At 65.8% G+C, this 19,606-nt stretch carries 20 protein-coding genes; 17 read left to right on the top strand and 3 right to left on the bottom strand.

The genetic code is table 11. From position 1 onward, the window contains the following. Positions 1-14 precede the first annotated feature (14 nt). From ACYQ2U_RS00970 to ACYQ2U_RS00895, 16 genes are all read left to right on the top strand, one after another. Positions 15-1,646 carry an ABC-F family ATPase gene (locus ACYQ2U_RS00970; RefSeq protein WP_459948464.1) on the top strand — a complete coding sequence of 544 codons (1,632 nt, stop codon included), beginning with the start codon at positions 15-17 and terminating at the stop codon, positions 1,644-1,646. A gap of 3 nt (positions 1,647-1,649) precedes the next feature. Beyond that, positions 1,650-2,363: a fumarylacetoacetate hydrolase family protein gene (locus tag ACYQ2U_RS00965; RefSeq protein WP_459948463.1), complete on the top strand. Its 714-nt coding sequence runs from the start codon at positions 1,650-1,652 to the stop codon at positions 2,361-2,363. Between the two features lie 25 nt (positions 2,364-2,388). Next, positions 2,389-4,299 carry an ATP-binding cassette domain-containing protein gene (locus ACYQ2U_RS00960; RefSeq protein WP_459948462.1) on the top strand — a complete coding sequence of 637 codons (1,911 nt, stop codon included), beginning with the start codon at positions 2,389-2,391 and terminating at the stop codon, positions 4,297-4,299. A 62-nt stretch (positions 4,300-4,361) separates the two neighbouring features. Then, a complete protein-coding gene (locus ACYQ2U_RS00955) occupies positions 4,362-5,129 on the top strand; it encodes a metal ABC transporter permease (protein ID WP_459948461.1) in 768 nt (255 codons plus the stop codon). Between the two features lie 75 nt (positions 5,130-5,204). Further along, on the top strand, positions 5,205-6,287 hold the full coding sequence (gene ruvB, locus ACYQ2U_RS00950; protein ID WP_459948460.1) for a Holliday junction branch migration DNA helicase RuvB: 1,083 nt from the start codon (positions 5,205-5,207) through the stop codon (positions 6,285-6,287). A 1-nt stretch (position 6,288) separates the two neighbouring features. After that, complete coding sequence (locus ACYQ2U_RS00945; protein WP_459948459.1) at positions 6,289-7,248, top strand: glycosyltransferase family 8 protein; 960 nt, start codon at positions 6,289-6,291, stop codon at positions 7,246-7,248. Continuing rightward, positions 7,245-7,676 (top strand): tol-pal system-associated acyl-CoA thioesterase, encoded by a 432-nt coding sequence (gene ybgC / locus ACYQ2U_RS00940; protein WP_459948458.1) that lies wholly within the window; start codon positions 7,245-7,247, stop codon positions 7,674-7,676. The genes ACYQ2U_RS00945 and ybgC overlap by 4 nt, the downstream gene beginning before the upstream one ends. Beyond that, positions 7,673-8,350 (top strand): protein TolQ, encoded by a 678-nt coding sequence (tolQ, locus tag ACYQ2U_RS00935; RefSeq protein ID WP_459948457.1) that lies wholly within the window; start codon positions 7,673-7,675, stop codon positions 8,348-8,350. Before ybgC ends, tolQ begins: the two co-directional genes overlap by 4 nt. Before the next feature lie 4 nt (positions 8,351-8,354). Next, positions 8,355-8,780, top strand: coding sequence for a protein TolR (gene tolR, locus ACYQ2U_RS00930; RefSeq protein ID WP_459948456.1), 426 nt, complete (start codon positions 8,355-8,357; stop codon positions 8,778-8,780). Next, complete coding sequence (tolA, locus tag ACYQ2U_RS00925) at positions 8,777-9,562, top strand: cell envelope integrity protein TolA (RefSeq protein WP_459948455.1); 786 nt, start codon at positions 8,777-8,779, stop codon at positions 9,560-9,562. Before tolR ends, tolA begins: the two co-directional genes overlap by 4 nt. A 38-nt stretch (positions 9,563-9,600) precedes the next feature. Beyond that, a complete protein-coding gene (tolB, locus tag ACYQ2U_RS00920; protein ID WP_459948454.1) occupies positions 9,601-10,875 on the top strand; it encodes a Tol-Pal system beta propeller repeat protein TolB in 1,275 nt (424 codons plus the stop codon). 47 nt (positions 10,876-10,922) lie between these two features. Beyond that, positions 10,923-11,459 (top strand): peptidoglycan-associated lipoprotein Pal, encoded by a 537-nt coding sequence (pal, locus tag ACYQ2U_RS00915; protein WP_459948453.1) that lies wholly within the window; start codon positions 10,923-10,925, stop codon positions 11,457-11,459. A 3-nt stretch (positions 11,460-11,462) separates the two neighbouring features. Beyond that, on the top strand, positions 11,463-12,227 hold the full coding sequence (gene ybgF / locus ACYQ2U_RS00910; RefSeq protein ID WP_459948452.1) for a tol-pal system protein YbgF: 765 nt from the start codon (positions 11,463-11,465) through the stop codon (positions 12,225-12,227). A 39-nt stretch (positions 12,228-12,266) separates the two neighbouring features. After that, on the top strand, positions 12,267-12,932 hold the full coding sequence (queE, locus tag ACYQ2U_RS00905; protein WP_459948451.1) for a 7-carboxy-7-deazaguanine synthase QueE: 666 nt from the start codon (positions 12,267-12,269) through the stop codon (positions 12,930-12,932). Position 12,933: 1 nt separating this feature from the next. Then, positions 12,934-13,620, top strand: a complete 687-nt coding sequence (queC, locus tag ACYQ2U_RS00900; RefSeq protein ID WP_459948450.1) for a 7-cyano-7-deazaguanine synthase QueC — start codon at positions 12,934-12,936, stop codon at positions 13,618-13,620. A 67-nt stretch (positions 13,621-13,687) separates the two neighbouring features. Next, positions 13,688-15,967 carry an ATP-binding protein gene (locus tag ACYQ2U_RS00895; RefSeq protein ID WP_459948449.1) on the top strand — a complete coding sequence of 760 codons (2,280 nt, stop codon included), beginning with the start codon at positions 13,688-13,690 and terminating at the stop codon, positions 15,965-15,967. A gap of 106 nt (positions 15,968-16,073) precedes the next feature. On the opposite strand, the gene ACYQ2U_RS00890 is transcribed toward ACYQ2U_RS00895, so the two are convergent. Then, the gene (locus ACYQ2U_RS00890; RefSeq protein WP_459948448.1) at positions 16,074-16,703 is read right to left on the bottom strand and encodes a response regulator transcription factor; all 630 of its coding nucleotides are present in this window, start codon (positions 16,701-16,703) and stop codon (positions 16,074-16,076) included. Between the two features lie 137 nt (positions 16,704-16,840). On the opposite strand from ACYQ2U_RS00890, the gene ACYQ2U_RS00885 reads away from it, so the two are divergent. Next, positions 16,841-17,257, top strand: coding sequence for a PhaM family polyhydroxyalkanoate granule multifunctional regulatory protein (locus ACYQ2U_RS00885; protein WP_459948447.1), 417 nt, complete (start codon positions 16,841-16,843; stop codon positions 17,255-17,257). 26 nt (positions 17,258-17,283) lie between these two features. On the opposite strand, the gene ACYQ2U_RS00880 is transcribed toward ACYQ2U_RS00885, so the two are convergent. Both ACYQ2U_RS00880 and glmU read right to left on the bottom strand, forming a co-directional pair. Beyond that, positions 17,284-18,132: an HDOD domain-containing protein gene (locus ACYQ2U_RS00880; RefSeq protein WP_459948446.1), complete on the bottom strand. Its 849-nt coding sequence runs from the start codon at positions 18,130-18,132 to the stop codon at positions 17,284-17,286. A gap of 45 nt (positions 18,133-18,177) precedes the next feature. After that, positions 18,178-19,551 (bottom strand): bifunctional UDP-N-acetylglucosamine diphosphorylase/glucosamine-1-phosphate N-acetyltransferase GlmU, encoded by a 1,374-nt coding sequence (gene glmU, locus ACYQ2U_RS00875; RefSeq protein WP_459948445.1) that lies wholly within the window; start codon positions 19,549-19,551, stop codon positions 18,178-18,180. Between the last annotated feature and the right edge of the window lie 55 nt (positions 19,552-19,606).

Genomic DNA, 19,606 nt, shown 5'->3' with positions numbered 1-19,606 from the left:
CCGGGAAATCTACCGTGCTCGTCGCATCCAACATCACCATGCAGTTCGGGGCCAAGCCCCTGTTCGACAACGTCTCCGTCAAGTTCGGCGAAGGCAACCGCTACGGCCTGATCGGCGCCAACGGCGCCGGCAAGTCCACCTTCATGAAGATCCTGGCCGGGGTGCTGGAACCTTCCGCCGGCAACGTCTCCATCGATCCGGGCGAGCGCATGGCCTTTCTGCGCCAGGACCAGTTCGGCTACGAGGACGTGCGGGTGCTGGACGTGGTGCTGATGGGCCACAGCGAGATGTGGGCCTGCATGAGCGAGCGCGACGCTATCTACGCCAATCCCGAAGCCACCGAAGACGACTACATGAAGGCCGCCGAACTGGAAGGCAAGTTCGCCGAGTACGACGGTTACACCGCCGAAGCCCGTGCCGGCGAGCTGCTGCTGGGGGTGGGCATTCCCACCGAACAGCACAACGGCCCCATGCGCGAAGTGGCCCCCGGTTGGAAGCTGCGGGTGCTGCTGTGCCAGGCCCTGTTCGCCAACCCGGACATCCTGCTGCTGGACGAACCCACCAACAACCTGGACATCGACACCATCCGCTGGCTGGAAGACGTGCTGAACCAGCGCGAGTCCACCATGATCATCATTTCCCACGATCGCCACTTCCTCAATCAGGTCTGTACCCACATGGCCGACCTGGACTACGGCACCATCAAGGTGTACGGCGGTAACTACGATGACTTCATGGAAGCCTCGACCATGGCACGGGAACGCCAGCAGGCCGCCAACGCCCGGGCCAAGGAACGTATCGCCGACTTGCAGGACTTCGTCCGCCGCTTCTCCGCCAACAAGTCCAAAGCCCGTCAGGCCACCAGCCGCTTGAAGCTGATCGACAAGATCAAGCCCGAGGACGTGAAGCCTTCCAGCCGTCAGTACCCCTGGATTCGCTTCGAGTACGACGAAAAGGACAAGCTGCACCGTCTGGCGGTGGAACTGGAAAACGTCACCTTCGGCTACGAGAAGGACCAGCCCGTCATCAAGGGCTTTTCCACCGCCATTGAAGCCGGGGATCGCGTCGCCATCATCGGTGAAAACGGCGTCGGTAAAACCACCCTGCTGCGCCTGCTGGCGGGTGCCGACCTGGGCGGTCTGACGCCCAACTTCGGCACCGTGAAGTGGGCGGAAAAAGCCAAACCCGGCTACTTCGCCCAGGACCACACCGAAGACTTCGCCGGGGGCGAAAGCCTCACCGACTGGATCGTGCAGTGGGTGCGGGAAGGCGGCTATGAAGGCGGCGACGTGGAAACCCTGATCCGCGGCACCCTGGGCCGTCTGCTGTTCTCCGGCGACGAAGTGAAGAAGTCGGTGAAGGTGATCTCCGGGGGCGAACAGGGCCGCATGCTGTTCGGCAAGCTCATGCTCCTGCGCCGCAACGTGCTGCTGATGGACGAACCCACCAACCACTTGGACATGGAATCCATCGAATCCCTCAACACCGCCCTGGACAAGTTCCCCGGCACCCTGGTGTTCGTCTCCCACGACCGGGAATTCGTCTCCTCCCTGGCCACCCGCATCATCGAGATCAAGCAGGACCACAGCATCGTCGATTACCGTGGTACCTACGAGGAGTACCTGTCCAGCCGGGGCATCGAGTAAGCCATGGCCTACGTCGTCGCTGCGCCCGAACAACCCTCTCTGCCCGTGCGGGGCACGGCTGACCGTTTTCCGGTACGGCGCATCTTCTGCGTGGGGCGCAACTACGCCGCTCACGCCAAAGAAATGGGCGCTGCCGGAGATAAACCGGCAGGCGGCCCCATGTACTTCACCAAGAGCGCCCACGCCCTGGCCCAGTCCGGCAGCACCCTGCCCTACCCGCCGGGTACCAGCAACTACCACTACGAAGTGGAACTGGTGCTGGCCTTGGGCGGCATCGACGGGACCCCGGTTTTCCGCGTCACGCCGGAACAGGCGACAGCAGCCATCTACGGCTACGCCGTGGGCTTCGACATGACCCGCCGCGATTTGCAGAACGCCGCCAAGGACAAGGGCCACCCCTGGGACCTGGGCAAGGACTGCGAAGGCGGTGCCGTGGTATCGGAGATCGTGCCCTTCGCCGAACTGGGCCTGCTCGACCAGGGCGATATCCGCCTCAGCCGCAACGGCGAATTGAAGCAACAGGGCGACCTGGCCGACATGATCTGGCCCCTGGGCGAAGTCATCAGCCACCTCTCCCACTACTACCACCTGCAAGCTGGCGACCTGATCTTCACCGGCACGCCGGAAGGCGTGGGCCCGGTGCAGGCCGGCGACACCATCATCGGCACCGTGGCTGGCGTGGGTAGCGTATCCCTGACCCTCGGCCCCGCCGAATAAGCAATACAGGCAAGGTAAGCCCGTCATGATTCAGTTACGCCGCCTGGCGTTCTCCCGCGGCGTGGACCGCCTGGTGGAAGGCGCGTCCTTCCAGCTCCATCCCGGTTGGAAGGTGGGCCTCACCGGCGCCAACGGTTGCGGCAAGTCCTCGTTCATGGCCCTGCTGCGGGGCCAGCTCCACGCCGACAGCGGCGACCTGGAAATGCCGCCGAGCTGGGTCATCGCCCACGTGGCGCAGGACACACCGGCCCTGCCCAATACCGCCCAGGATTTCGTGCTCGGTGGCGACGAAGAGTTGGCCCGCATCGAGGCCGACCTGATCGTTGCGGAAGAAAAACACGAGGGCGAAAAGATCGCCCTGCTCCATGGCCGCATCCAGGAAATCGGCGGCTACGCCGCCCGCGCCCGGGCGGCCGAGTTGCTCCATGGTCTCGGCTTCAAGGACGGCGACTTCACCCGCCCGGTGGCCGAGTTTTCCGGCGGCTGGCGCGTGCGCCTGAACCTGGCCCGGGCCCTGATGTGCCGTTCCGATCTGCTGCTGCTGGACGAGCCCACCAACCACCTTGATCTGGACGCCGTGCTCTGGCTGGAAAACTGGCTCAAGAGCTACCCCGGCACCCTGCTGATGATCTCCCACGACCGGGACTTTCTTGATGCCGTGGTGAGCCGCATCGTGCATATCGAGCAGCAGCAGATGACCCTCTACCAGGGCAACTACACCGCCTTCGAGCGCACCCGCATGGAGCGGCTGGCGGGCCAGCAGTCCATGCACGAAAAGCAGCAGCGGGAAATCGCCCACCTGCAAAAGTACGTGGACCGCTTCCGCGCCCAGGCCACCAAGGCCCGTCAGGCCCAAAGCCGGATCAAGGCCCTGGACCGGATGAAGGAAGTGGCGGCCGCCCACGTGGACAGCCCCTTCAGTTTCAGCTTCCTCGAACCGGAAGCATTTTCCGATCCCCTGCTGCAACTGGATCAGGCGGTCATCGGCTACGGTGAAACGCCGTTGCTGAACCGGGTCAGCCTCAGCGTGCGGCCCGGCATGCGCCTGGGCCTGCTCGGGCGCAACGGCGCGGGCAAGTCCACCCTGGTCAAAGCCCTGGTGGGCGACCTGGCCCTGCTCGGCGGCCAGCGCAGCGAAGGCCGCCACCTGCGCATCGGCTACTTTGCCCAGCACCAGCTGGAGCAACTACGCCCCGACGAATCGCCCCTGCAACACCTGCTGCGCCAGGAGCCCCAGAGCCGGGAACAAGATCTGCGCGACTACATCGGCGGCTTCGATTTCCGTGGCGACATGGCCACCACGCCCTGTGCCAATTTTTCCGGTGGCGAGAAAACCCGCCTCGCCCTGGCCCTGCTGATCCGCCAACGCCCCAACCTGCTGCTGCTGGACGAGCCCACCAACCACCTCGACTTGGAAATGCGCGAGGCCCTGACCCTGGCCCTGCAAGAGACCGAGGCTGCCGTGGTGCTGGTCTCCCACGACCGCCACCTGTTGCGCACCACCTGCGACGACCTGTGGCTGGTGGCCGATGGCAAGGCCCAGGCCTTTGACGGCGACCTGGACGACTACGCCCGCTGGCTGGCGGAGCAACGCAATGCGGAAAAAGCCGCCGCCCAATCCCAGGATGCCGACAAAGCCGCCCGCAAGGAGGCCCGGGGCCAGGACCGCGCCCTGAGCCAGGCCCAGAAACAGGCCCTGCTGGCCCAACGCCGGCCCCTGGTGAAGGAACTGGAAAAACTGGAAAAAAACCTGGCCGCCTGGCAAAACGAAAAAACCCAGGTGGACGAACAACTGGCGGACCCGTCCCTGTACACCGCCGCCGATCGGGGTCCCATGGAAACCCTGCTCAAGCGCCAGGCCGAATTGACGGCGCAGGTGGATAGCGCCGAACTACGCTGGCTGGAAATCCAGGAAACCTTGGAGAATCTGGCTTAGCCTGGAAACTTTTTGCCACGGCCACGCTCTTTCCCGATCCTTGCCAATCACCGAACCACGCCATGAACGCCATCGACTGGTCCCTCCTGCTTCCCCCCTTCCTGGCCGGCCTGCTGGTGCTGTCCACCCACGTGCCCCTCGGCCGCAAGGTGCTGGACAAGGGCATCATCTTCATCGACCTGGCCGTGGCCCAGGTGGCGGCCCTGGGCTTCATGGTCGCCACCTTCCTGGCGGAGCGGCTGCCCTTCCACAGCGACATGAGCGAAGCGGTCTTCGGCCAGATCGCCGCCGGCCTGGCCGCCTGCGGCGCGGCACTGCTGCTGACCTGGTCGGGCCGACGTTGGCCGGAAGTGCAGGAAGCCCTGATCGGCCTGCTGTTCGTGGCCGCCGCCTGCGCCGGCATCCTGCTCCTGGCCCACGATCCCCATGGCGGCGAGCACCTCAAGGACTTGCTGGCGGGCCAGATCCTCTGGGTCGGCCTGGGGCAGCTGACGGTCCCCGCCCTGGTCTACGGCCTCCTGCTGCTGGTCTGGCTATTCCTGCGCAAACGGCTGTGGGACGGCGATTTCTATTTGCTGTTCGCCCTGGCCGTCACCGTCTCCGTGCAACTGGTGGGGGTCTTCCTGGTGTTCACCAGCCTGATCGCCCCGGCCATCGCCAGCCGCCGCCTTCGCGGCGGCGCCGCCCTGCTGCGCGGCTACGCCGTCGGCATCGCCGGCTACGCCCTGGGCCTGCTGGCCTCCGCCCTGTGGGACCTGCCCGCCGGGCCGGCCATCGCCGCCTGCCTCTGCCTGCTGGCCCTGACCGGGCTGCGCCGGGAACGCACCTGACCGGGGGCGCCCCCGCCGGGTGGTAAACTCACCCGCTTTACGGGCCGGCCCCGCCGCCTCCCGCACAAGGGTCCCATGAGCATCCAGACCGACAACTTCAGCGCCTCCTTTGCCGAACCGACGCCGGAACGGCTGATCTCCGGCGGCAAGGAATCCAGCCAGGAAGAAGCCCTGGAACGGGCGCTGCGCCCGAAGAAATTGGCCGAGTACGTGGGCCAGCAAAAGATTCGCGGCCAACTGGAAATCTTCATCGAGGCCGCCAAGAAGCGCGGCGAGGCCCTGGACCACGTGCTGCTGTTCGGCCCCCCGGGTCTGGGCAAAACCACCCTGGCCCACATCGTCGCCCACGAAATGGGCGTCAACCTGCGGCAGACTTCCGGTCCGGTGCTGGAACGGGCCGGCGACCTGGCCGCGATCCTGACCAATCTGGAACCCCACGACGTCCTCTTCATCGACGAAATCCATCGGCTCTCGCCGGTGGTGGAGGAAATCCTCTACCCGGCCCTGGAAGATTTCCAGATCGACATCATGATCGGCGAAGGCCCGGCCGCCCGCTCAGTCAAGCTGGACCTGCCGCCCTTCACCCTGGTGGGGGCCACCACCCGCGCCGGCATGTTGACCAACCCCCTGCGCGACCGCTTCGGCATCGTCGCCCGGCTGGAGTTCTACACCCCCGACGAGCTCGCCCACATCGTCCGCCGTTCGGCCCAATTGCTCAATTGCGATGCGGTGGACGACGGCGCCATGGAAATCGCCAAGCGTTCCCGCGGCACGCCCCGCATCGCCAACCGCCTGCTGCGCCGGGTGCGGGATTTTGCCGAGGTCAAGGCCGAAGGCCGCATCACCCGCGAGGTGGCCGACGCCGCCCTGACCATGCTGGACGTGGACCACCTGGGGCTCGACATCATGGACCGCAAGCTGCTGTCCGCCATGCTGGAGAAATTCGGCGGCGGCCCGGTGGGCGTGGACAACCTGGCCGCCGCCATCGGCGAGGCCCGGGACACCATCGAGGACGTGCTGGAGCCCTATCTGATCCAACAGGGCTACCTGCAACGCACACCGCGCGGCCGCGTCGCCACGGCCAGCATCTGGCGCCACTTCGGCCTGGCCAGCCCGAACACGCCGCCCTCCCTGTTCGACGGCGTCGACAAGGGCTGAGATGGGCGTCAGCCACGTCGCCTACTGTTTCGACGGGGCCTACGCCCTGCTCACGGGGGTGTCCCTGACCTCCCTGCTGCACCACAATCCCGGCCCATCCCTGCACATCCATTGCCTGGTGCGGGACGTGGACGCGGTCGAACGGGAGCGGCTGCGCATCACCGCCCAGCGCTATGGCGCGGCCCTCGACTTCATCGACCTGGAACAGGGCCTCCTCGCCGACCTCCCCCTGGACGGCCATCTGACCTCGCCCCTGATCTACGCCCGCCTGCTGCTGCCGCGCCTGTTGCCGGCAAGTCTGGAACGGGTGCTCTATTTGGACTCCGACACCCTGGTGCTGGGCGACATCGGCGCCCTGTTCCGCGTCGACCTGGCCGACCACCCCCTGGCCGCCGTGGCTGATGTCGCCCACGTCCCCATGGGTGCCCGCCTCGGCCTGCCACCCGGCACCTATTTCAATGCCGGCGTCCAACTCATGAACTTGTCCCATTGGCGGCAGCAGACCTTGGGCGAGCGTTGCCTGGACAGCCTGATCCAGCCCGGCGCCGGCGAACGCTTCGCCGCCCTGGACCAGGATGCCCTCAACGCCCAGGTCCAGGGCCGTTACCTGGCCCTACCCGATGACTACAACCTGGCCTTGCACCACAAGGGGGAAGTCACGGTACTGGGCCACCGGCTACGCTCGGCGCCGATCACGGCGCAGACCCGCATCGTCCAGTTCCTCGGTCGGGTCAAACCCCATTGCGACTGGTATGTCGGCCCCGGCCTGACCCAGTTCGAACGCTATCGCAGCGCTTCCGAGTGGCATGACGTCCCCCTGGTCCCGCCCCGTTTCGTCGACGACCTGGTGGACTGGGCCGACAAGCGCTGTACCGAGGGTCGCTACACGGAAGCCGTCGCCCTGCTACGCAAGGGACTGCTAACCCTGGCCGACCGCATCGTGAAGGAAACCCATCCATGAACACCATCGGCCGCCTGTCGCTGCGGGTCTACTACGAGGACACCGACGCCGCCGGCATCGTCTATTACGCCAACTACCTGCGCTTCCTCGAACGCGGCCGCACCGAGTACCTGCGCGCCCTGGGCTACGGCCAGGAAGCCCTGGCCCGCGAAACAGGGCTGGCTTTTGCCGTGCGTTCCCTCAATGCCGAGTACCTGCTTCCGGCTAAATTGGACGATGAACTTATCGTCGCCTCCCGCATCGAAACCCTCGGTCGCGCCCAGGTGGTCTTTGCCCAGCAGGTGCTCCGGGGCGACACCCTGCTGCTGGACGCCAAGGTCAAGGTGGTCTGCATCGACGCCGCCAAAGGCAAAGCCGCCGCCGTGCCCCGGGGCATCCACGAAAAACTCAACGCCGCATTCGCCGCTTCCGCCAAGGTAAATCCATGAACCTGACCCAGGACCTTTCCATCATCGACCTCTTTCTCCAGGCCAGCTTCGCCGTCAAGCTGGTGATGAGCCTGCTGCTGGGCGTTTCCGTCATGTCCTGGTACTGGATCTTCCGTAAATGGTTCGCCATCGGCGAGGCCCGGGGCCGCACCGAGCAGTTCGAGCGCGATTTCTGGAGCGGCGGCGACCTGGCCAACCTATACCAGAGCGCGATCAACGACCGCCATAGCACCGGCGCCCTGGAACGCATCTTCGAAGCCGGCTACCGCGAGTTCACCAAGCTGCGCGGCCAGAAGAGCCTGGACCCCGGCACCGTGGTGGACGGCATCCGCCGCGCCATGCGCGCCACCTACCAGCGCGAACTGGACGACCTGGAAGCCCACCTGTCCTTCCTCGCCTCGGTCGGTTCGGTGTCACCCTACGTCGGCCTGTTCGGCACCGTGTGGGGCATCATGCATGCCTTCCGCGGCCTGTCCAACGTCGCCTCCGCCACCCTCTCCTCCGTCGCCCCCGGCATCGCCGAGGCCCTGGTGGCGACGGCCATCGGCCTGTTCGCCGCGATTCCCGCGGTGATCGCCTACAACCGCTTCGCCCACGACGTGGACCGCCTGGCCGTGCGCTTTGAGAGCTTCATGGAAGAGTTCTCCAACATCCTGCAACGGCAGTTGAGGTAAGGCCATGGCCCGTCGTCAGCGTCGCCTGAAAAGCGACATCAACGTCGTCCCCTACATCGACGTGATGCTGGTGCTGCTGGTGATCTTCATGGTCACCGCACCCATGATCCAACCCAGCAGTGTGGACCTGCCCAGCGTCGGCAAGAGCAACACGCCGCCGGTGGCCCCCCTGGAGGTGGTGATTCGAGCCGACCAGACCCTGGCCCTGCGCGACCGGGCCAAGAACGGCAGCGAAATCACCCTGTCCCGCAGCGACTTGGCGGCCCGGCTCAAGGCCGCCCAGCAGGCCAATCCCGACCAGGCGGTGTTGATCGCCGGTGACAAGAACGTGCGCTACGAAGCCGTGCTCAGTGTCATGGACGAACTGCAACGGCAACAGGTGGGCAAGATCGGCCTGCTGGTGCAACCCAAGGCGGGCGGCAGCGAATGAAGACGGTGAATCCGGCAGCGGACATGCCCCTGGCACCCCAGGAGGCGCCGGGCAAGCGGGCCGCCCTGGTGATGGCCGTGGTGGTCCATGCAGTGCTGCTGGGGTTCCTGATCTATGGCATCCGTTGGCAGACCCAGTCGCCGGAAGCCGAATCGGTGGCGGTGGAACTGGTCCGCGCCGGCCCCGCCGCCAAGGCTGAACCGGCCCCGCCGCAACCCAAGGCCGAGCCGGAACCGCCCCCACCGCCGCCCAAGCCGGTGGTCAAGGCCGAGCCAAAACCCGAACCGAAGGCGGAACCCAAGGCCATGGCCAAGCCGGACATCGCCGTGAAGGAAAAGGAAAAGCCGAAAGCCGAGCCGGAAAAGAAGTCCAGCCTGCTGGACAAGTTCCTCAACAAAGAATTCGACCAACTCAACAAGAACAGCAAGAGCGCCTCGGTGGCCTCGGCCCTGGACAAGGAAATCGCCCAATCCAAGGCCACCCAGGCCGCCGCGGCCAATGCCAAGGCGGTGGCGGACTACATGGGCCGCATCCGCGGCAAGATCCGCGGCAACCTGATCCTGCCGCCGGACGTCAAGGGCAACCCCGAAGCCAGTTTCGACGTAGTGCAACTGCCCAGCGGCGAAATCATGTCCGTCAAGCTGCGCAAGTCCTCCGGCAATGCCGCCCTCGACGCCGCCATCGAACGGGCCATCCTCAAATCCAGCCCCCTGCCCAAGCCGGAACGGGGCGAAATCTTCAGTCGCGACCTGGATTTGAAGTTCCGTCCCCTGGACGACTGAAATTTCCGCTTAATCCGTGCCCGCTATAATCGCCGCCCATGAAATCCATTAAAAGCCTGATTGCCACGCTCCTGGTCGGACTTTCCGCCGGGGCCAGTGCCCAACTTTCCATCGAGATCACCGGCGCCGGGGCCAATCGCATCCCCCTCGCCATTCCCGCCTTCGATGGCGAGCGCATCGTCTCCACCGCCCTGGTTTCCGTGGTCCGCGCCGACCTGGAGCGCAGCGGCTTCTTCCGCATGGTGGACCCGGGCACCGCCCCCCTCGGCGAAGCCGCCCCGGTGGCCTACGCTGACTGGCGTGCCAAGGGCGCCGACGCCCTGGTCAGCGGCACGGTGCAAGCCGCCGGCGAGGGCCGCTACGACACCCGCTTCCGCCTCCACGACGTGCCCAAGCAGGCCCTGCTCACCAGCGGCGGCTTTGCCCACAGTTCGGCGCCCTACCAGTTGCGGGCCACGGCCCACCGGGTGGCCGACGCCATTTACGAAAAGCTGACCGGCGAAAAGGGCGTGTTCTCCACCCGCATCGCCTACGTGGTGAAGAGCACCGGCCGCTTCGAGTTGCAGATCGCCGACGCCGACGGTGCCAACCCCCAGACCGCCCTGGCTTCCCGCGAGCCCATCATTTCCCCCACCTGGTCGCCGGACGGCGGCAAGCTGGCCTACGTGTCCTTCGAATCGAAGAAACCCGTGGTTTACGTGCACGACCTGGCCACCGGCCGTCGCCACGTGGCTGCCAACTTCAAGGGCTCCAACTCGGCGCCGGCTTGGTCCCCGGACGGCAAGCGCCTGGCCGTGGTGCTGACCAAGGACGGCGGTTCCCAGCTCTACACTGTCAATGCCGACGGCAGCGGCCTGCTGCGGGTGGGCGGTTCCGGTGGCATCGACACCGAGCCCCAGTTCTCCCCCGACGGCCAGTGGATCTACTTCACCTCCGACCGGGGCGGTAGCCCGCAGATCTACCGCATCGCCGCCAGCGGCGGCGACACCCAGCGGGTCACCTTCAACGGCAGTTACAACGTGACGCCCCGTCTCTCGCCGGATGGCCGCAGCATGGCCTACATTTCCCGCGAGGGCGGCCGCTTCCAGGTGACCCTGATGGACCTGGCCACCAAGCAGACCCAGATCCTGACCGATTCCGCCCGGGACGAATCCCCCAGCTTCGCCCCCAACGGCCGCATGATCCTCTACGCCACCGAAGTCGGCGGCCGGGGCGTGCTGGCCGCCGTGTCCAGCGACGGGCGGGTCAAGCAGCGCCTGACGGTGCAAGCCGCCGACATTCGGGAACCAAGCTGGGGTCCCCTCATCAAATAACCGTCCCACCCAACCCCTTTTCTTCTGACACCGCCCCGGAGATTGCCATGAGTTCCCCCCTGTCGTTCCGTTCCTTGTCCTCCCTGCTGGCCCTGGCCGCCGTGCTGGCCGCTTGTAGCAGCCAGCCCCCCGCCCCCGAACAACTCCCCTCGGGCGTGGAAAGCCGTGATCCCAACGCGGTGACCGGACGAGTGGATGGTATCGACCCCCTGAGCATGGCCGCCCTGAAGGACCCCCGCAGCCCCCTGTCCAAGCGGGAAGTGTTCTTCGACTACGACAGCTTCGTGGTGCGCGAGGAATATCGCCCCCTGATCGCCGCCCACGCCAAGTTCCTGGTGGCCAACCCCAAGGTCAAGATGCTGATCCAGGGCAACGCCGATGATCGCGGCAGCCGCGAATACAACCTGGCCCTGGGCCAGAAGCGGGGCGAGGCCCTGAAGAAGGCCCTGCTGCTGCTGGGCGCCCGGGAAGAACAGATCGAGTCCGTCAGCCTGGGCGAGGAAAAGCCCCGTTGCGAGGAGCAGACCGAGTCCTGCTGGGCCCAGAACCGGCGTGACGACATGCTCTACAGCGGCGAGTTCTAAGCTATGAAGCGCCTCCTCCCCGCCGCCCTACTGTTGGTGCTGAGCCAGGCCCAGGCCGGTCTGTTCGACGACGACGTAGCCCGGCAACGCATCGACGGCTTGCAGGCCCAGGTGGGAAGCCTTTCCCAGCGGGTGGAGGACGCGGGGCGCAATCAACTCGATTTCGCCAACCAGATCGAAAGCCTGAAGGCGGAGCTGGCCAAGCTGCGGGGGCAACTGGAAGAACTGAGCTACAACCTGGACGCCACCCAGAAGCGGCAAAAGGACTTCTACGTTGACCTGGACAACCGCCTGCGCCGCTTCGAACAGGGCGCCGCGCCGGCCAAGGCCGAGGTGGCAGCCGATGGCGCCGCGCCCGAGGCGGGGGCCAAGCCCGCCGCGCCGGCGGCCAATCCGGCCAACGAGGGCAAGGATTACGAGACGGCCCTGATGGCGCTCAAGGGTTCCCGTTTCAAGGAAGCCCTGGCCGCCTTCACCGCCTTCATCAAGAACTACCCCAACAGCGCCCAGCAGCCCAGCGCCCACTTCTGGGCCGGCTACGTTTCCGCCCAACTGAAGGACCACGTCCGCGCCGCCGAGTTGTACGGCAAGGTGGCGGCCAACTGGCCCAGCGACGCTCGCGCCCCCGACGCCCTGGCGGAGCAGGCGGCCTCCCTTGAGGCGGCTGGCGACAAGGCCGGCGCGCGCAAGGTCTGGGAAACCCTGGTGGAAAAGTATCCCGGCTCGGATGCGGCGAAACGGGCCCGACCGGGCAGCAAAAAGAAATAAACTCCCCGGGCCGCGTTTGCGGCCCTTTTTCTTTGTGCCATGACCGTTACGCCCTCCCCACTTGCCGCCAAGTTGCGCCTGAGCGAAATCTTCCATTCCCTCCAGGGGGAATCCACCCGGGTCGGCCTGCCCACGGTCTTCGTCCGCCTCACCGGTTGCCCCCTGCGCTGCGTCTGGTGCGATACCAGCCATGCCTTCCACGGCGGCGAAACCACCACCGTGGCGGCCGTGCTGGAGCGGGTGGCGGCCTACCAGTGCGCCACGGTCTGCGTCACTGGCGGCGAGCCCCTGGCCCAAAAGGGCTGCCTCGCCCTGCTGACGGCCCTGTGCGACGCGGGCTACTCGGTGTCCCTGGAAACCAGCGGTGCCCTGGACATCGGTGCCGTGGATCCCCGGGTCAGCCGCATCATGGACTTGAAGGCACCGGACTCGGGAGAGGTGGAAAAGAATCTTTGGTCCAATCTGGACCTGCTGACGCCGCGAGACGAGCTGAAGCTGGTGCTGGCCTCCGAAAACGACTATCGCTGGGCCGTGGCCCAGCTACAGGAGCGGAATCTGGCCCGGCGCTGCACCGTGCTGTTCTCCCCGGTCCAGGGTGCCCTGGCCCCGGCGGACCTCGCCGCCTGGATACTGCGCGACCGGCTGCCGGTCCGCTTTCAACTGCAACTCCACAAAATCCTGTGGGGCAATGAACAAGGAAGATGAAATGAGCGCAAGCAAACCCGCCGTCGTGCTGCTTTCCGGCGGCCTGGACTCCGCCACGGTGGTGGCCCTGGCCCGGGAACAGGGCTTCGACGTCTACTGCCTGTCGGTGGAATACGGCCAGCGTCACCACGCCGAACTGGCCGCTGCGGCCCGGGTGGCCGCCGCCCTGGGCGCCAAGCAGCACCGGGTGCTGCACATGGACATGAACCAGTTCGGCGGCTCCGCCCTGACCGATGCCTCCATCGCCGTGCCCACGGACGGCGTGCAACCCGGCATTCCCATCACCTACGTGCCGGCGCGCAACACCATCATGCTTTCCCTGGCCATGGCCTGGGCCGAGGTACTGGATGCCGCCGACATTTTCGTCGGCGTCAACGCGGTGGATTATTCCGGTTACCCCGACTGCCGCCCGGAGTTCATCAAGGCCTTCGAGACCATGGCCAACCTGGCCACCAAGGCGGCGGTGGAAGGCCGCAAGCTCACCATCCACGCGCCCTTGATGGACATGGGCAAGGGCGACATCATCCGTGCCGGCCAGCGCCTGGGGGTCGATTACGGCCTCACCGTGTCCTGCTACCAGGCCGATGAAGCGGGCCGCGCCTGCGGCCTGTGCGACTCCTGCCGCCTGCGCAAGGAAGGCTTCGCCGCCGCCGGCGTGCCCGATCCGACACGGTACCAGTCACAATGACCGCTCCGGGGCCTTGCCCAGCGGGCCCCAAGCCGGGAAAATTCCCTGACTTGTACGGGGAGCGCCTTTGAAGAATCTTGGCATACGCCAACGGGTACTGCTGATCGCCCTGGTGCCGATGACGGTCATCGCCCTGGCCCTGGTGTCCTATTTCACCCTGCTGCGCTACAGCGACGTGGAGAATGCCCTGGTGCAACGGGGCGGCACCATGGCCCGGCAACTGGCCCCGGCCTCGGTGTATGGCATGTTCTCCGGCAACACCACGGAGTTGAGCCGACTGGCGGAAGCCGTTCTCGCCGAGGCCGACGTCTCCGCCGTTTCCTTCTTCGACCGCAACGGCAAGCTGCTGGCCTCGGCCGGTACCCGCCGCAGCTTCGAGGATCCCTTTTCGTTAACCAACGACTGGCAGGGGCAAACCAGCGACGGCAAGACCCTGTTCTTCCACGTCAAGGTGATCCAGGCCGGCTTTGACCTGGACGATCCCTTCTACGACGGCGGCGGCGCCCGGGGACCGCGCACCCTGGAACTGGGCAGCCTGACCGTCGAAATCAGCCGCAAGCACATCGTCGAGCGCAAGATCGAAATCCTGGTGGTCAGCCTCGTCTCGGTGCTGGCCATGCTATTGGCCACCTCATTCCTCGCCCGCCGCCTGGGGCGGGACATCACCGAACCGGTCATGGCCCTGGAAGCCGCCATGCGTCGGCTGCGGGAAGGCACCTTGTCCACCCGCGTCCCGCTCCATCCGGCGCGCACCCTGCGCGCCCTGGAGGAAGGCATCAATGAAATGGCCGTGGCGCTGGAAGCGGCCAGCCAACGATCGGCGGCGGCCCTGGCCAGCAGCGAGGCCGAGTTGCGCAAGCAGTACGACTTTGCCAGCGCCTTGCTGCAAGCCCAATCCGACGCCCGGGTGGGGATGATGATCCTGCTCGATGGCCGGGTCGTGTTCGCCAACGACGCGGCACTGCACATCCACGGCTATACCCTGGACCAGCTCATCGCCCTGCCCGACGTGCTGCTGCTGCTGCCCGCCTCCGAACGGCAGAAGCAACTGGCCCGGCGCCAGTTGCTGATGGAATCGAAGTGGCCCGGGGAGCGCACGGTGACCGCGATCCTGACCCGCGACGGCGAAATCCGCCACGTGGACATGGTGATGATGCCCCTCAAGAGCGACAGCCATTCGCCGCGCATGGTGGTGATCGAGATCGACATCACCCAACGGATCTTCGACCAGGCCCGGATCGAGGCCGTGAACCTAGAACTCCAGGCCCAGCGCGAGGAGGCGGAACGGGCCAACATGGCCAAGTCGCGCTTCCTCGCCGCCGCCGGCCACGACTTGCGCCAGCCCCTGCATGCCCTCAACCTGTTCGCCGCCGAATTGGAAAGCCGGGTCAGCACGCCGGTGCTACGCCGGCTCTCGCGCCAGATCAACACCGCGGTCGGCTCCCTCGGCGAGCTGCTGGCCGCCCTGCTGGACGTTTCCCGCCTTGACGTCTCGGAACTGAATCCCCACCGCCAGCCGGTCGCCCTGTTCCCTTTGCTGGAAGCCGCCGTGCTCAATCACCAGCGCAGCGCCGACGCCAAACAGTTGCGCCTACAGGTGATGCCGACCCGGCTCTGGGCCGATTCCGATCCCCGTTACCTGACCCGCATCGTCAGCAACCTGGTAGGCAACGCGGTGCGCTACACCCCCAAGGGCCGGGTGCTGGTGGGGGTGCGCTCCCAACAAGGCATGGTGCGGATCGAGGTATGGGACACCGGTATCGGCATCGCCCCCGAACACCTGCCCAGCCTGTTCCAGGAGTTTTACCAGGTGCACAACCCGGAACGGGATGCCAACAAGGGGCTCGGCCTCGGCTTGTCCATCGTGGACCGCTTGTCCAAGGCCCTCGATCATCCGGTCACCGTGCGCAGCACCCCGGGCAAGGGCACGGTGTTCACCGTGACCCTGCCCAAGGCGAAACCCCCCGTGGCGGAAGAGGAAAACGATGCCGCCGGCGAAGGCCCGGGGGTACGCGTGCTGCTCGCCGCCGACGCGGCCACTTGCGGCAGCTTGGGCGCCCTGCTGCGGGGCTGGGGTTACCGGGTTTCCGAGGCCAACGACGAGGCCGGCTTATCCGCCCTATTGCAGGCGGAGGAACAACCGGTCCTGGTGGTGTGCGACGACACCCTGTGTGATGCCCTGTTGGCCGCCCGACGGGGCGGCAGCAGCGACCAGTTCGCCGTGATCATCCTGGGCACGGCACCCGACACCATGACCACCAGCGACCTGCGTCTGGCCGGGCAACTGGGCAAGCCCTTGAAGCCCGCCCGGTTGCGAGCCCTGCTGCGTTCCGTACTGGAGGAATAAGCCGCACCCTGTGCCCGTCATGGCTGGCGGGGGGAGGCAACGGCGGCGCCTAGACCCTCGTGGCGCCGCGCTTAGCGTAGGAGGTACGCTGGGATTCGCTGGGGTATTAGACCCGGCGGGTCTTGTTCACCGCCAGCAGCGCCTGAGAGCGGTTGGTGACGTTGAGCGCCTTGAAGATGGCCGATACGTGGATCTTCACGGTGCCTTCCGTCACGCCCAACAACTCGGCAATCTGGCGGTTGGTCTTGCCCTCGGTCAGCAAATCCAGAACCCGGGCCTGGCCAGGGGTCAGGCTGAAGCGTTCGGCGGCGCTGCGGCCCCGGCCCTTGGTGGCCTGGCCTTCTTGGTACTTCGGCGGCAGGAAGATCTCGCCGGCCAGCACCAGGCGCAGGGCATCCAGCATGGATTCGCTGGTGCTGGCCTTGGGCACGAAACCGGAGGCGCCGCTCTTGAGGGCCCGTTTCACGGTCTCGGGATCGTCCAGGGCGGACAGGATCACCACCGGCACATCGGGGAAGCGCTTGCGCAGGACGCTGAGAAAGGACAAACCGGTCAAACCGGGCAGCATGATGTCGAGCACCATGAGGTCGATATCCGGATGCTGTTCCAGCACCTTGAGCGCGGCATCGGCATCCTCCGCCCCCATGGTCTGCACATCCTTGTCAATACCGCGCAGGGTCTGGAGCAGACCTTCACGCACCAATGCATGATCTTCAACCACCAACAGCTTCAGCACGCTATGCCACCCCCCGGAACTAATGACAAACGACAGATTCGACAGGGGCATAGTCTAACGCCATTCCCCGCTTGAAGAAAGAAAGTCATTTCATCTATTTACGAGTACCATGAGGCTCAAAACCAGGGAGAAATGCCATGAGCGAACCCCATGCTTCCCAGTCCTCCGCCGACCCGCAGGACTTCCTCCGCCAGTTTTGGGCCGGCCTCAATATGCCTCTGCCGGGCATGGTGACGCCGACCTTGGACATCAATGAGTTGGATAAGCGCATCGCCGACCTGAAGGCCGTCGAAGGCTGGCTCAAGATGAACCTCAACATGCTGCAAATGAGCATCCAGGGCCTGGAAATGCAGAAGGTCACCCTGGCCACGATTCAGAGCATGAGCCAGGGCGCCGCCGACGGCAGCGGCAATCCTTTTTCCAATGCGGCCATGAACCCGGCCTTCTGGTCCTGGAACTTCATGGCGGGAGCGAACGAGCCCCCGGTAGCCGCCGAGCAATCCGCGCCCGATGACGCCGCAGCCCCCGAGGCCGGTAAGAAAGGTTCGTCCTGAGGGAATAGGACTGGGGCGGCGCCGACCTACAACTCGGTCAGGAAGCCCTGGGCGTCTTCCAGAAGATTGATCAAGTCCTCCTGGTCCAGCCCGAAGTGGCGGCACACCAGGGGCTTGAACTTGGCCCACTCGGCGTCGTCGCCGGTTCTCATATAAGTGTGGTGTACGTGACCGGCGATATGGCCGATGCCGATCATGGTCAACACCCCTTCCCCAGCGCCGGCGCCCGGATCGTACACCCCGATTTCATGGTGGCGCAGGATGGCCTGGCAGAGGTCGTCGGGCAAGTACCAGGACTTGGCCAGGAAATAGCCCATGGCCGCGTGGTGAGTGCCCAGGGCCTTGTCCTCGACTTCGGTGAATGCTTCGTCATAGGCCTGATTGGCCTGGAGCAGCACCGTTTTGTAGTCGGGATAGCGTTGCATCATCATCGGGATGCCGCAGTCATGGAACAGGCCATAGGTGTAGGCCTCCTCGCGACCGATGCCGCGCAAGCGACCGGCCAGATAGGAGGTGGTCAGGGCCACCTTTTCCGCCGTGTCCCAGAAGCGGTCCATGGCGGGGCCGCCTCCTTCCACGTGGCGAAGTACCAGCCCCATGGCCAGGGTCGCAACCTGTTTCATGCCCAGCAGATCCACCGCCGTCGCCACGTTGGTGGCCTTGCGCCGCAAACCGAAGGCCGGTGAATTCACCGCCTTGAGCATGGCCCCGGCCAAGCCCACGTCAGCCATGATGGCCTGGGCGACCCGGCGCAGGTCGGGGTGCTCCTTGTCCTTTTCCGCCAGCAGCAGATTAACCACCTCGGGACGCGGCGGGATGCTCAGATTGGCCGGTTTGCGGGGAATACCGGGCGCTGTGTTCAGGCTGGCTGGCATGGGGGGGACTTTCCGTTTTGGCTTAACCGCGTACGCGGGGCGGATTTATTTGTGCTTTACCGGGCGTTTCCAATTGGTGATGGAAACCTGCTTGGCGCGGGAGACGGTCAACTGTCCGGGCGGCGCGTCCTTGCTCAAGGTTGTGCCAGCGCCCAGGGTTGCGCCACGACCGACGGTCACCGGCGCGACCAGTTGGGAATCAGAACCGATGAAGGCGTCGTCCTCGATCACGGTCCGGTGCTTGTTGGCACCGTCGTAATTGCAGGTGATGGTGCCGGCGCCGATGTTCACCCGGCTGCCCACGGTGGCATCGCCCACGTAGGCCAAGTGATTGGCCTTGGAGGCCGTGGCGATGGTGCTGTTCTTCACCTCGACGAAGTTGCCGATGTGCACCTGGTCCGCCAAGGTCGTGCCCGGACGCAGCCGGGCATAGGGACCGATGGCGCAGTCAGCGCCGACGCTCGCATCCTCCAAGTGGCTGAAGGCCAGGATACGACTGCCGGCGGCCACCTTGACGTTCTTCAACACGCAATGGGGCCCCACCTGAACCCCCTTGCCGAGTTGCACCGTGCCCTCGAACACGCAGTTCACGTCGATGGCCACATCCTGCTCGCATGCCAATAGGCCGCGCACGTCGATACGGGCGGGGTCGGCGAGCATCACGCCTTCCTCCAACAGTCGGCGAGCAATGTTGGCCTGGTGCACCCGCTCCAATTGGGCCAGTTGTACCTTGCTGTTGACACCCTCCACTTCCCAGGCCGCTTCCGGATGGGCCGCCTTGACCGCCATGCCTTCCGCGGCGGCCATGGCGATGGCGTCCGTCAGGTAGTACTCGCCCTGGGCATTGCGGTTGCCCAATTGCGGCAACCAGCGTTGCAAGGCCTCGGTGGGCGCCACCAGGATGCCCGTGTTCACTTCCTGGATGGCTTTCTCGGCGTCATCCGCATCCTTTTCCTCGACGATGCGCACGATCTGGCCGTGCAGCCGGACGATGCGGCCATAACCGTGAGGATCCGCCATGAAGGTGGTCAGCAGACCCAGGGATCCGCTCCCCGCCACGGCGGCCAATTTGGCCAGGGTATCGCCCTGGATCAGCGGCACGTCGCCGTACAGCACCAGGGTCGGCAGGGCCGGATCCAGCTCGGGCAGGGCTTGTAGCACCGCGTGTCCCGTACCCAACTGGGGCTCCTGACGGACCCAGCGCACATCCGGAGCGGCCAGGGCCTGGGGCACCACCTCGCCGCCATGGCCGTACACCACGCAGATCCGGGCAGCGCCCAGGCCCCTGGCCGTATCCAACACATGGGACAACAGGGCCTTGCCCGCCAGGGGATGGAGCACCTTGGGCAGGTCGGAACGCATGCGCTTGCCCTTGCCGGCGGCCAGGATGACGACGTTGAGGGGATTGGGTGAGGTCATGGGCGAATAAACGAAAAAGGCGTGGCCGGAATTCTATTCCGCCACGCCTTGTATT

Source organism: Denitratisoma sp. agr-D3 (assembly GCF_054658675.1).
Note: the sequence above shows the minus strand (reverse complement) of the source record. Positions and strands in the feature narration are given on the sequence as shown.